Source organism: Streptomyces odontotermitis (assembly GCF_050510915.1).
Taxonomy (GTDB): Bacteria; Actinomycetota; Actinomycetes; order Streptomycetales; family Streptomycetaceae; genus Streptomyces.
Genome location: NZ_JBNJLS010000009.1, coordinates 1 through 12565, shown reverse-complemented (window position 1 = coordinate 12565; position 12565 = coordinate 1). Strand labels below are relative to the sequence as shown.

Here is a 12565-nt window from a genome sequence, read left to right as displayed (position 1 = left end):
CCTAGATCAGCTCGGGCTGCGGTTCCAGCGGTTTCGCCGGCGCGATCTTCGGCTCCCAGGCCCTGGTGGTGCGTACGTATCCGTAGATCACGGAGGCCATCGCCAGGAGGACCAGGGGGCCGAACAGCCAGGGGTTGGCGGCCATTTCCTGCGGCAGACAGCGGTACGACAGCAGGAGCGCGGCGAAGACCACGGTGCCGTGGGCGACCAGTCGAACCCCCGCCCGGTCCCAGCCGCGGTCGTACGCGCGCAGGGCCGCCTCGACGGTCAGCACGAACACGATGCCCGCGACGAGGTCCACGCCGTAGTGGTAGCCGAAGCCCAGCGTCGCGCAGAGGGTGGCCACCAGCCAGAACGTGCCCGCGTACCGCAGCAGGCGGGGGCCCTTGCGGGAGTGGATGAAGATCGTGGTGGCCCATGCCGTGTGCAGGCTGGGCATGCAGTTGCGCGGGGTGATCCCGTCGTACGGCACCGGGTGCGGGACGCCGATCGACGGCGCCGTGTGCGGCCACACGTTGGCCACCGCCCACTCGACGCCGCCGGTGCCCGAGGTGCCGGGACCGTACGCGAAGATCGGCCCGACCACCGGGAAGAGCATGTAGACGCCCGGCCCGATGACCCCGATCACCAGGAAGGTGCGCACCAGGTGGTGGCGCGGGAAGCGCCCCTCGGCCGCCACGTTGCGCAGCTGGTACACGGCGACGACGACCGCGGCCACCGCGAGCTGCGCGTAGACCAGGTCGAGGACGTGGGTGGTGACCGGGCCGCTGGCCTCCAGCAGCCGGCCGGCCAGCCACGACGGGTTGCCCAGCGCGTGGTCGGCGGCCGCCACGTACGGGTCGAGGACGGTCGGGCGGGTCTTCGACGTGATGAGCAGCCAGGTGTCACCGGCCTTGCGCCCGGTCACCAGGAGCAGGCCGAGGCCCACGCCCTTCAGCAGCAGGAGCCTCTCCTGGCCGGTGCGGCGCGTGAGCGCGAAGACCGCACAGCCGAGCATCGCCCACAGCGCGCCGTTGCCGAAGAACTGGTCCTCGGGCACCTCGACGCCGGCCGCCCACCGCACCAGGATGAAGACGAGGTCGATGCCGACCGCGGCGCCGGCCGCGATGAACCGCTGCCGCCAGGTGAGCACCACCATCATCAGCCCCAGACCGCCGTACAGCGGCCCCGGCTTGGGCGGGAAGATCACCTCTCGCGCCTGGTTGGTGATCGGTCCCGGCACGCCCCCGTAGTGGCGCGCGGCGATCTCCAGGGCGACGAGGAACCCGAGGGCCACCGCGGTCGCGGCGGCCCACAGGATTCTGCGGTCAATTCGCGAAGAATTCCGCGAAGGTATAGGTATCAATGGTTTGGCCGTTTTGTTCGAGGCTGGGTGAAGAGGTGCAGGGCCCGATCATGCCACCTGCCCTCCGCCGGCCCGTGGCCGAAGGTGGCCCCTGCGCATCAGCGATCCCCGTGGGGCGTGTTTGCATGGGTTCATGATCGTTAACGCACAGGGAAGATCAGGGCCGCGGACGTACCTGGACCACATCCTGGAGCACTGGCACAAGGACGAGAACGCCGAGGCGCTCGTCCAGGGTGCACAGCGGCTGACCCGGGGGGAAGCCCGGAGGCGGCTGTTCCGCCTGGGGCACGCGCTGCGCCGCCAGGGCCTCGTGCCCGGCGACGGAGTGGGATTATTCCTGGCCAACCGCGTGGACTCCGTCCTCGTCCAGCTCGCGGTGCACCTCATAGGCTGCCGCGTCGTGTTCCTGCCCCCCGAGCCCGGGCCCGGCGAACTCGCCGCCCTGGTCGAGCAGTCCGGGGCACGCGCGGTGATCACCGACCCCCTCTTCGCGGACCGGGCGGCCGACGCCGCGGGCCGCAGCCTCCACTCACCGGCGCTGCTCGGCCTCGGGCCGTGTGCGCGGCAGTGCACGGACCTGCTGGCCGTGGCGGACGCGGCCGACTGCCCCGAGACCCGCCCCGACGGCGTGCCCGCCCCGGGAGCGGACGAGGCCGTCACCGTCCTCTACACCGGCGGCACCCTGGGCCGCCCCAAGCTCGCCGCGCACAGCCACCGGCTCTACGACGTGCTGGTGGACCTGGCGGAGGAGACCCCGCAGGACGACTCCTCCCCGAGCGCACGCTCCACGGGCTTCTTCCCGCCCATGACCCCGGGCACGGACCGGGTGCTCGCCGCCACGCTGCTCACGCACGGCAGCGGCCACCTCACGTCGATCCAGGCGCTGGTGACGGGGTCCGTCCTCGTGGTGCTGCCCGAGTTCGAGCCGGGCGCGGCCCTCACGGTGCTGCGCGAGGAGCGGATCACCACCACCATGTTCGTGCCGCCCATGCTGTACGCGGTGCTCGACCACCCGGAGTGCGAGCCGGGCGTCCTGCCCGAGCTGCGGCGGATCGTCGTCGGCGGCGCGGCCACGTCGCCCAGCCGCCTGCAGCAGGCGGTCGAGGTCTTCGGCCCGGTGCTCGGCCAGGGTTACGGGCAGTCGGAGGCGCTCGGCATCGCCGCGTTCGGTGCGGACGACCTCGCCTCGGAGGCGGCCCGGCGGCCCGAACTCTGGCGCAGCTGCGGCCGCGCGATAGCCGACACCGAGATCGAGATCCGTGACGAGGGCGAGGACAGCGCGGCGGCACTGCCCGCCCTGCAGGTCGGCGAGGTGTGCGTCCGGGGCGACACGGTGATGCTCGGCTACTACGAGGACCCCAAGCGCACCGCGGAGGCGCTGCACGAGGGCTGGCTGCGCACCGGGGACATGGGCTACCTCGACGCCGAGGGGTACCTCTACCTCGTCGACCGGGCCAAGGACATCATCGTCACCGGCAGCACCAGCGACAACGTCTACTCCCGCGTCCTGGAGGACTTCCTGCTCACGCTGCCCGGCGTGCGCAACGCGGCGGCGGTGGGCGTGCCGGACGAGGAGTACGGCGAGGCCGTGCAGATCTTCCTCGCCACGGCGCCGGACGCCGACGTCGACCCGGTCGCGGTCGCGGCGGCGGTGACCCGCGAGCTGGGCGACCTGTACACGCCCCGCAAGACGGTCCTCCTCGACCGGCTGCCGACGACGAAGGTCGGCAAGGTGGACAAGAAGGCGCTGCGCGCGGAGTGGACGGGTGGGGGCACGGTCACGCCGTAGAACGCGGGAGGGGGTGCCCGGCGTCCTGTCGCCGGGCACCCCCGTTTGAGGTCGTCCGTGACGTTACGGTGCGGAGTCCCGCTGGCCGGTGGGGCCGCCCCCGGATCCCGCCCCACGGGCACAGCACGCCGTGTCCGGGGCGCTCGCGCAGAGTCCGTGCCCCCCCTGCTCGTAGCAGGCCGGGCGGCTTCTCAGGTCAGGTGGCCTCTCTGCTCACGCGACTTTCCAGGCCGCCTCGATCATCTGGAAGATCTCGTCCACGGCGGCCTGCGGGTCGGCGGCCTCGCGGGCCAGCGCGTAGGCGTCGATCACGAACCGCGCGATCGTCCGGCAGGCCGTCGCGCTCTGCGTCAGTCGGGGATCGTCGACGAGCGCCGTGGCCAGCGACTCCGCGTGGCGCAGCCGCATCGACTCCTCGTACTCCCGCAGGGCACGCGACTCGTCGATCATGCGGTAGACCGGGGCGGAGCCGTCCGCCGTGCAGTGCCGGACCATCGCGTGGATCTCGCGGCGCAGCGCGGGGATGAGCGGCTCGTCCGGCGCCCGGTCGGTGACCGCCTGCGTGAGGCGTTGCTCGAAATTGTCGTCCTGCTCGAAGACCAGGGCCTCTTTCGAGGCGAAGTGGGAGAAGAGCGTGGTGACGGCGACGTCGGCCTCGGCCGCCACGTCGCGGATGCCCACCGCCTCGTATCCCCGTTCCAGGAAGAGCCGCAGGGCGGTGTCGGCGATCTTCTGGCGGGTCGCGGCCTTCTTGCGCTCGCGGCGCCCGGTCGTCGGCACGGTCATGCGCTGACGCTATCAGGTGCATAGCCGTAACGGTTCAAAAACCCTAACCGTTCCAAAGGGCTAACCGTTAGTGTTACGGTCGGCGGCATGAAGAGAGTGAGCTTCGCCGCGTTCGGTGGCCCGGATGTCCTGCACCTCACCGACGCCGAGGAGCCCCACGCGGGCCCCGGCCAGATACGCGTCGCCGTACGGGTGGCGGGCGTGAACCCCATCGACTGGCGGATCCGCGAAGGCCAGTTCCAGAAGGTCCGCCCGGTCGAGTTGCCCGCCGGAGTCGGGCAGGACGCCGCCGGGGTGGTGGACGAGGTCGGCGCGGGCGTCGACGGGGTCGAGGTCGGCGACCACGTGTTCGGGCGGGGGTCGAGTACGTATGCCGAGTTCGCCGTGCTGTCGGCCTGGGCCCGTATGCCCGAGGGCCTGACCTTCGAGGAGGCGGCCGGATACCCCTCGGTCGTGGAGACCGCGCTGCGCATCATCGGCGAAGTCGGTGTGGAGCCCGGACAGACGCTGCTGGTCAGCGGCGCGTCCGGGGGAGTGGGATCGGCGGTGTTGCAGATCGCCCGCGACCGCGGCATCACGGTGATCGGCACCGCCGGGGCGGCGAACCAGGACTACGTACGGAGCCTGGGCGCCCTCGCCACGACGTACGGGGAGGGCTGGGTCGAGCGGGTGCGGCGGCTCGGCCGGGTCGACGCGGCGCTCGATCTGGCCGGCTCGGGTGTGGTCCGCGAGCTCGTCGAACTGACCGGGGATCCGCGGAAGGTGGTCTCCATCGCGGACCTCGGTGCGCCGGAGTTCGGTGCGCGGTTCTCCGGCGTGACCGGGGATGTGGCGGGGGCGCTCGCCGAGGCGGTCGGCCTCATCGCGCGGGGGAAGCTGCACATCCCGGTCGAGAAGTCGTACGCGCTGGCCGAGGCCGCGGTGGCGCACGTCGACAGCCGTGCCGGGCATGCGCGTGGGCGCAGGGTCGTAGTCGTCTGAGCCGCTTCCTGCGGTTTCCCTCCCTTTCCCCACTCCCTCCCTCGCGCCTGCCGGGGGCCACCCGGCAGGCGCGAGCCGCACAAGGAGCCCCATGCACACCCGTACCCCTGAGCACACCCCTGTCACGATCATCGGCGCCGGACTCGGCGGCCTCGTCCTGGCCCGCGTCCTGCACCTCCACGGCATCCCTGTCACGGTCTACGAGGCGGAGTCCTCCCCGACGGCGCGTGCGCAGGGCGGGATGCTCGACATCCACGAGCGCAGTGGTCAACTCGCCCTCAGGGCAGCCGGATTGATGGACGAGTTCCGCGGCATCGTCCTGGAGGGCCGCCAGGCGTTACGGCTTCTCGGCCGGGACGGGACCGTCCTGTTCGACAGGGCCGACGACGGTACGGGCGGCAGTCCTGAGGTGCAGCGCGGCGAGCTGCGGCAGATGCTGCTCGACGCGCTTCCTGACGGAACCGTCCACTGGGGCCACAAGGCCACCGGCGTCCGCCCTCTCGCCGAGGGCCACCACGAGGTGACCTTCGCCGGCGGCACCGCGATCGTCACGAACCTTCTCGTGGGCGCGGACGGCGCGTGGTCACGCGTCCGGCCGCTGCTCTCCGAGGCCATACCCGCATACGTGGGCCGGTCCTTCGTCGAGACCTCCCTGTACGACGCCGACACCAGGCACCCGGCCACCGCGAAGGCGGTCGGCGGCGGCACGCTCGTGGCGCTCGACCCGGACGAGAAGGGGAAGTGGCTCGTGGCTCACCGGGAGAGGGGCGGGACCCTCCACGCCTACATCACTCTGACGAAGCCTCAGAACTGGTTCGCGGCAGTCGACTTCACTGATGCGGCCGCGACCGCCGCGACCTCCGCGACCTCCGCCACGCCCTCCGCCACCACCGCGCGGATCGCGGAGGAGTACGCCGGCTGGGCACCGGAACTCACCGCCCTGATCACCGCCAGCCGGCACCCGCCGGTCCTACGCCCCCTCCACGCCCTGCCGGTCGGACACCGCTGGGACCGGGTGCCGGGGGTGACCCTGCTCGGCGACGCCGCGCACCTCGCCGCCCCCAACGGTGAAGGCGCCAACCTGGCCATGCAGGACGGCGCGGAACTCGGAGAGGCCCTCGCCGCACACCCCGACGACATCGAGACCGCCCTCACCGCGTACGAGCGGGGCCTGTTCCCCCGCGGCGCCGCGGCTGCCACCGCAGTCGCCCACGACCCCACGCCCCAGGAGATGATCAACTTCTTCACGGGCTGAGACACGGGGGGACGGGAGAACATGGGGCACGAGGAAACGGGAGAACGCGAGGGGACGGGGGAACACGAGGGAGGGGAAGAAGACCCCCTTGCGCCGGACGCTGTCCGTGTAGTCCGCTGAGCTGCATGGGGAAGAGAAGCATGGCCGCAATGACCGCCGCCCTCGTCGCGGGGTCCCTTCTGATGGGCGTACCGAATGCGGGGGCGGAAGCCGCCGGACAGGGCGCCGACAGGTCGACGGAGCCGACCACGTCACCTCGCGCGCTCGGTATCGACCTGGACACCGTGACGATTCCGGAGTTACAGACGCGCATGGCGCACGGTTCGCTGACCTCGTCGGCGCTCACCCGGGCCTACCTGCGACGGATCGAGAACGTCGATCCCAAGATTCACGCCGTGCTGCGCACCAGCCCGACCGCGCTGCGCCAGGCGGCCGCCAGCGACGCCAGGCACCGGCACGGCAAGACTCTCGGTCCGCTGGACGGCATCCCCGTCCTGCTCAAGGACAACGTGAACACCAGCGACATGCCGACGACGGCCGGTTCGCTCGCGCTCGCAGGGAGCCCGCCCGCCACCGATGCCGTGCTCGTGACCCGGCTGCGCAGGGCGGGGGCGGTGATCCTCGGCAAGACCAACCTGTCCGAGTGGGCCAACTTCCGTGCGGCCAAGCCGACTTCGGGATGGTCGGCGGTGGGCGGGCAGACCAACAACCCCTACGTCCTGGACCGGAACCCGTGCGGTTCCTCCGCCGGTTCGGGCGCCGCGCTCGCCGCGTCGCTGGCGCAGGTGGCGATCGGCACCGAGACGGACGGTTCCATCGTGTGCCCGGCAGGGATGAACGGCGTCGTCGGCCACAAGCCCAGCCTCGGCCTGGTCAGCCAGTCGGGCGTGGTGCCGATCTCCGCCGAGCAGGACACGGCCGGGCCCATGGCCCGCAACGTGACCGACACCGCGCTCACCCTCTCGGTGCTGAGCGAGGGCAAGGCGCAGGCTCAGGCCCCAACCCAGGCCCAGGCCAAGGCCGGGGGGATGACGGCAGGCCACGCCACCAGCCTCCGCGGCAAGCGGATCGGCCTGTGGCGTCTGCCCTCGCTCGGCCCTGACGTGGACGCGCTGATGACCCGTACGGCGAAGAAGCTGCGCAAGGCCGGGGCCGAGGTCGTCGAGGTGACGCCCCCGTACCAGGCGCGGCTCGCGGAACTCGAATTCCCGGCGCTGCTCAGCGAGTTCCACCGGGACATCGACGCCTACCTGAGCACGCGCAAGGGCCCCCAGAACCTGGCCGAGCTGATCGAGTTCAACCGCTCCCACCCCGCCGAGCAATCCTGCTTCGCAGGCCAGGAGCTGTTCGAGCAGGCCCTCGCCGCGCCACCCACCACCGACCCCAAGTACCGGGCGATGCGCGCCGAGTTGAAGGACCTCTCCAGCCGCTCCATCGACGAGACCATGGCCACCCACCACCTGGACGCCATCGCCTCGCCCACGAACCCGCCCGCCTGGACGACCGACTGCGCACGCGGCGACAACGACGTCATCCCCTCCTCCACCCCGGCCGCCGTAGCGGGCTACCCGTCCCTCTCGGTACCCGCAGGGTCCGTGGACGAACTGCCGGTCGGCGTACTCCTGATGGCCGGCAACCACCAGGACGCCGAACTCCTGTCGCTGGGGGCCGCGGTGGAGAACCGCTTGAAGGCGTGGCGGGCACCGCGCTACCTGCCGACGACGTGACGCAGGGCTGAGCCTCCCGGGAACGGGAGGCTCAGAGCCAGTCACGTGGGCGCCAACAGAATCGCCGGGACATGGCCGGATGGAGTGCCGGCCCCGGGCTGTGTTCGCGGCCAGGGGCGAGGGACCGGCGGGCGGTGTCTACGGCCCGTCCGGGACGCCGAGCGGCACGGTGAACCGCGGCTGCCAGCCTTCCTCCGTCAGCACCACCAGCTGGACCGCCGTCGCACGGGTGCGCATCGGCAGCAGGCTGCCGATGGCAGCGCGGACCCGGGCGGCAGCTGTCGGGTCGTCCGCACCCATGGCGACCGTGACATGGGCGGCGGGCTGCGCCCCGAAGCGGCCCTTGTACGGGCGCAACCCGGGCCACTGGGTGCGGAACGCATCGACGATCGTTTGGAGTCCCGGAACGGCGACGGCGACGAAGCCGGACGCCGTCACGACCTCCTCCAAGAGCAGATCAACTGCCGGGAAATCCGCAGCCAGGGAACGCACGCCGTTCTCGTCCTGATCTGTCAGCGCCGATTCCGGCACGAACGGGTAGAGGAGCGAGACGTGCGCCGGTACCCCACGACGCACCAGAGCCGGGTCGATACGCCACGCCGCATCCAGGAGTGGGGCGGCATCGGGCAAGGCAATGACGACGGCAGTGGTCCCTGGCTCTGGCACACCGTCATCATCGCAGGCCGGTCCGCCACTGCGCGCGTTGCACCTCATTCATGATCTTCGGAACACGAAGTCGGTTGAGGCGCCAGTGCTTGCCGCTACAGCCAGTCCCGCCTCTTGAAGATGAAGTACAAACTCACGCAGACCACAGCCATGAGCAGGATCGCGAAGGGATAGCCGAACGCCCAGTTCAGCTCCGGCGTCGCGTCGAAGTTCATGCCGTAGATCGTGCCGACCAGCGTGGGGGCGAAGAGGATCGCCGCCCACGAGGAGATCTTCTTGAAATCCTCTGGTGCACTTTGCTGACCTGGGGATTTGTCCCTGTCGCACCCTCTGACCTGCGCAGGAGGGCCTTTCAGGGGCTTTCAGCTTCGTGCGGTTGTATGTAGCTGATTCTCCCCACGCGCTCCCCAGCGGTGCGGAAACTCCCCAGATTCTCCCCAAGGGAGGTCGCTGCGGCAGTGCTTCGCAAGCTGCCAAATGCTGTTGCATCCAGGGCCGCAAGAGGGTCTCCTACGAAACTCAACGTAGCCATATCGGCGGGCGTCCGCTACGGGGTTGGGAACTTTGGTGACGCAAGGGGTGGGGCTGGAGGGGGCTTGTCCGCTGCTGCTGTGCTGGACCTGTGCCCTAGCTTGGCTCGGGTCTGGGTGACGTCTATGCCCCTGCCGTGTCGTGTGGGCGCACGGCTCTGCCGGCGCGATGAGTGCATCGTGTCGAGCCTCGCGGTAGTGGGCTGTGCCTGATCCGGATGGGCTTTGTGCGGGTGGGGAAGAGAGGTGTGGGGACTTCCGGCGGTGAGCTGAAACGCTGGAATAGGACGGTCGAGGTCAGCGGGATTCTCCTTCTCTGGATGTCGCCCTCGGCTTGCGCACCGTAACTGACGCTGAGTTCGTCGTGCTGTGTGCTCCTTGGGTTCGTGCGCGAGGAGCCTGTGGTTGGCCGGGTACATCGAAGACCGCTGGGTGAAGAAGAAGCGGGACCGTGTCACGGGGAAGCGGGAACGGACGGCCCGGTACGGCGTGGGTTCGCGCTACCGGGTTGCAGGTATTCCGGGGGTGCGGGACAGGTCTTTTAAGCAGCTGGAGGATGCCAAGTCCTGGCTCAGTGCCGCCATCACCGACCAGTCGCGGGGTGAGCTCGTCGATCCTCGGGATGGTTCGATCACGCTTGCCGACTATGTGGCGTCGTTCTGGCAGCCGGGTCTTCGTGGTGCCGCTGGCACGCGGCAGGGAGTGGAGCGGCGTGTGCGGCTGCATGTCCTGCCGCACCTGGGGGCCCTTCCGCTGCGGGAGATCACGCCCGCGCGTATCCGCGGCTACATTCCGGTACTTGAGGCAGAATGCTCGCCGCGCTACAGCCGTCAGATCCTGGCCGTCCTTTCGAATGTCCTTGAGGCGGCTGTCGATGACCGGCGGCTGGTGCGTAATCCGGTGCGCGCCAAGTCTGTTCGCTGGCCGAAGGCGCCGGAAGGCCGGCGGGAGATTTGGGAGCCGCACGTCGCGTGGAGGGTGCGCGAGGCGATCCGGGCCCGTTATCGCATCGCTGTCGTGCTTGCACTGGGGTGCGGCCTGCGGCAGGGTGAAGTATTCGGTCTTTCCCCGGCGGATGTTGATTTCGAGCGCGGTGTTCTTCATGTGCGCCGCCAGGTGCAGCTATTGAGGGGGCGCCTGTATTTCACTCTGCCTAAGGGCGGGAGGACGCGTGTCGTCGACATGCCGGAATCGGTCGCTCGCGAATTGGCCGAGCATTTCGCCGAGTTCCCGGCAGTTGGGGTGACGCTGCCCTGGGGAGGTCCTGAGCCGGAGCGGGAGCCCCGGACATTCACCCTCATCCTGACCACGACGTACGGCAACGCGATCCGCGCGAACTACTTCAATGCCCAGGTCTGGAAGCCGGCGCTGGCAGCCGCCGGCGTGATTCCCATGCGAGCCGAAGGCGAGCGTTGGCAGGCGTCTCGCAACGACGGCTTCCACGTACTGAGGCACATCTACGCGTCCGTCATCCTTGAGGCCGGTGAGTCGGTGGTCACCCTCGCGCGCTGGCTCGGGCACTCATCCCCAGAGATCACGCTGCACTACTACGCCCACTTCCTGCCGAAGGCCGGGGCGAAGGGGCGCACCGCCATCAACGCATTGCTCGGCCGGGTATGCGACCAACCCCAACGGGACTGGTGGCATGTGGCAGACCGTGATCTCCAAGCCCGTCTCGGCGGACAGGGCGGCGAGTTCGGTCTTCCAGGCGCGCGTGCGGTAGCCGTTGGAGCCGCCTGCGTCCGCTGTGATCAGCAGTCGGGTGGCGGCCGGATAGTCGTGCCGACCCCAGGCCTGCCACCAGCGGCGGATGGAGGCGACGACAAAGGCGGCGGTGTCGTGATCGGTGCCGACGCTGACCCAGCCGGTGTTCGCGGCGATGTCGTAGATCCCGTACGGGACCGCCTTGCCTGGCCCCTGGCGGTCCAGGAAGTCGTGCGTCTTGACCAGGACCGGCTCGCCCGCGGGCCGCCACTGACGCCCGACGTTCTTGTAGTCGCCGACGAGTTCCTTCTTCTTCGTGTCCACGCTGATCACCGGCTGCCCAGCGTCGATGTGCTCTTTCGCCTGCTCGTTGATGTAGCGGAACTGGGCGTCACGGTCCGGGTGCTGTGTGCCCTCGAGAGTCTTGGCGCCGGCCTGCAAGCTGAAGCCCTCCTCACGCAGCAGGTCTGCGACCGTGTCAGCGCTCACCTTGTGCCCGCGGCGGGTGAGCTCGACGGCGAGGTTCCTGGTCGACTTCACCGTCCACCGCAGCGGCGACATCGGATCACCCCGCTCGTCCGGCTCCACCAGTACCAGCAGCGCGGGCCGCAGACCCGGATCAAGGACCACGGCCCGTTTGCGACCACCACCGGGCTTGCGCACCCGTCCCAACCGTGCTTCCTCGGCCTCCAACTCGCCGACGCCCTTACGGACCGTCGTCTCGCTGAGCTGGGCCGCCCGCGCAACCGCCCGGATGCCACCGTGACCCAGAATCCGGGCCTCCGCCCCCATCAGCAGGCGGCGCTGCCGCTCATCCAGATGCGGGAACAACACCCCGAACCTGAGGGAGAGTTGCTCTCGATTCTCGTCAGGTATGCCCATACCACGTGAACGATCCCGCCGACGGGAAGCAACACGTTGATTCTCTGCGAGCCCTTAGCCGTAACGCACGCCGTACTCCAGTGGCGCACTGGTGGGTCGTGTCCCGTTGTCGTTTAAAGGGCCGAGGAAGGTGTCGGAGAAAAGTCATAGGATGCCTCGCGGCAACAGCGGCTCAAGCCGGATTTACTGGCCGTTCGTCAGATTCCCACGCCCTACAGGGCTTGATCGCCCACGATCAAGATCAACTTTGGCGACAGGCCCTAACCCCTCACGTCGGCCCAGACCAGTGTTCCTGGGAAATCGGTGTCCATGTCGATGGCCCGCCACTCATCACCGTCACCCATGACTGCGATCCACGGGGGCGGGGATGCCAGGGCGTTTCCCGTGGCTTCGAGCGCGGCCGAAAGGGATGCCCACCCTGGGCCTTCGAACCATCGGTAGCCGGTCTCCTCGATGTCCCATGACCCCAGATGCCCCGTCTGGGTGTCGACGACGAGCTGCATCTCGCCCAGCGCGCCGATCGGCACGATCAAGCGGCTGTCGTCCGAGCCATAGTGATCGTTCTTCAGCTTGTACTTGAGCGTTCCCAGATGATCGTCAGCGATTTGCCTGACGTTGTAGAGCGCGAACGTGGACGGGATGACATCGGTGAGCCCCGACCCGTTGTGCCGTAACAGCGATTGCTCAACATCCTCGGGCAGCCGCACGCCGAGCGCGCTGTAGAGGCCGTCCAGCTCGGAGCGGGTGCACGGCCCGGGCAGAGGCTCTTCTTGCGGAGCGTACTGGTCCAGCCAGCGTTCGATCTTCTCCCACGACTCATCCACCGACACTCGTGTCCTCCGCTCGCCGACAGACCGACAGGTGGTGCCGGTCCCGCCGTAGCGGGCGGGACCGGCACCA

General features: G+C 69.7%; 8 protein-coding genes and 3 pseudogenes. 5 read left to right on the top strand and 6 right to left on the bottom strand.

Annotated features, from left to right (window positions below; translation table 11 throughout):
• Position 1: 1 nt before the first annotated feature.
• Positions 2 to 1300 carry a phosphatase PAP2 family protein gene (locus ACQB60_RS24565; protein WP_496928497.1) on the bottom strand — a complete coding sequence of 433 codons (1299 nt, stop codon included), beginning with the start codon at positions 1298 to 1300 and terminating at the stop codon, positions 2 to 4.
• 178 nt (positions 1301 to 1478) lie between these two features.
• Here ACQB60_RS24565 and ACQB60_RS24560 point away from each other — a divergent pair, with 178 nt between their 5' ends.
• Positions 1479 to 3134, top strand: coding sequence for a class I adenylate-forming enzyme family protein (locus tag ACQB60_RS24560; protein ID WP_496928273.1), 1656 nt, complete (start codon positions 1479 to 1481; stop codon positions 3132 to 3134).
• A 213-nt stretch (positions 3135 to 3347) separates the two neighbouring features.
• On the opposite strand, the gene ACQB60_RS24555 is transcribed toward ACQB60_RS24560, so the two are convergent.
• Positions 3348 to 3920: a TetR/AcrR family transcriptional regulator gene (locus tag ACQB60_RS24555; protein ID WP_496928272.1), complete on the bottom strand. Its 573-nt coding sequence runs from the start codon at positions 3918 to 3920 to the stop codon at positions 3348 to 3350.
• 87 nt (positions 3921 to 4007) lie between these two features.
• On the opposite strand from ACQB60_RS24555, the gene ACQB60_RS24550 reads away from it, so the two are divergent.
• The 3 genes from ACQB60_RS24550 (at position 4008) to ACQB60_RS24540 (ending at position 7883) form a co-directional block, all read left to right on the top strand.
• Entirely contained in the window at positions 4008 to 4901 is an 894-nt protein-coding gene (locus tag ACQB60_RS24550) for an NADP-dependent oxidoreductase (RefSeq protein ID WP_496928271.1), read from the top strand.
• 91 nt (positions 4902 to 4992) lie between these two features.
• Complete coding sequence (locus ACQB60_RS24545) at positions 4993 to 6156, top strand: FAD-dependent oxidoreductase (protein WP_496928270.1); 1164 nt, start codon at positions 4993 to 4995, stop codon at positions 6154 to 6156.
• A gap of 125 nt (positions 6157 to 6281) precedes the next feature.
• On the top strand, positions 6282 to 7883 hold the full coding sequence (locus ACQB60_RS24540) for an amidase (RefSeq protein WP_496928269.1): 1602 nt from the start codon (positions 6282 to 6284) through the stop codon (positions 7881 to 7883).
• A 138-nt stretch (positions 7884 to 8021) separates the two neighbouring features.
• On the opposite strand, the gene ACQB60_RS24535 is transcribed toward ACQB60_RS24540, so the two are convergent.
• Complete coding sequence (locus tag ACQB60_RS24535; protein ID WP_496928268.1) at positions 8022 to 8513, bottom strand: 2'-5' RNA ligase family protein; 492 nt, start codon at positions 8511 to 8513, stop codon at positions 8022 to 8024.
• A 131-nt stretch (positions 8514 to 8644) separates the two neighbouring features.
• Positions 8645 to 8836, bottom strand: a pseudogene (locus ACQB60_RS24530) (CorA family divalent cation transporter); the annotation flags it as partial.
• Between the two features lie 612 nt (positions 8837 to 9448).
• Between ACQB60_RS24530 and ACQB60_RS24525 the strand changes: the two are divergent.
• Positions 9449 to 10576, top strand: a pseudogene (locus ACQB60_RS24525) (tyrosine-type recombinase/integrase); the annotation flags it as partial.
• A gap of 141 nt (positions 10577 to 10717) precedes the next feature.
• On the opposite strand, the pseudogene ACQB60_RS24520 reads toward ACQB60_RS24525, so the two are convergent.
• Together ACQB60_RS24520 and ACQB60_RS24515 are read right to left on the bottom strand one after the other, a co-directional pair.
• A pseudogene (locus ACQB60_RS24520) lies at positions 10718 to 11665 on the bottom strand (ISAzo13 family transposase); the annotation flags it as partial.
• A 260-nt stretch (positions 11666 to 11925) separates the two neighbouring features.
• On the bottom strand, positions 11926 to 12565 hold a 640-nt coding region (locus ACQB60_RS24515; protein WP_496928267.1), incomplete at its 5' end, for an SMI1/KNR4 family protein.

Bases quoted from the DNA above. Each gene is read 5' to 3' on its own strand.
- ACQB60_RS24560 (WP_496928273.1), top strand. From the start codon at position 1,479: ATGATCGTTAACGCACAGGGAAGATCAGGGCCGCGGACGTACCTGGAC.
- ACQB60_RS24555 (WP_496928272.1), bottom strand. From the start codon at position 3,920: ATGACCGTGCCGACGACCGGGCGCCGCGAGCGCAAGAAGGCCGCGACC.
- ACQB60_RS24540 (WP_496928269.1), top strand. From the start codon at position 6,282: ATGGGGAAGAGAAGCATGGCCGCAATGACCGCCGCCCTCGTCGCGGGG.
- ACQB60_RS24550 (WP_496928271.1), top strand. From the start codon at position 4,008: ATGAAGAGAGTGAGCTTCGCCGCGTTCGGTGGCCCGGATGTCCTGCAC.
- ACQB60_RS24545 (WP_496928270.1), top strand. From the start codon at position 4,993: ATGCACACCCGTACCCCTGAGCACACCCCTGTCACGATCATCGGCGCC.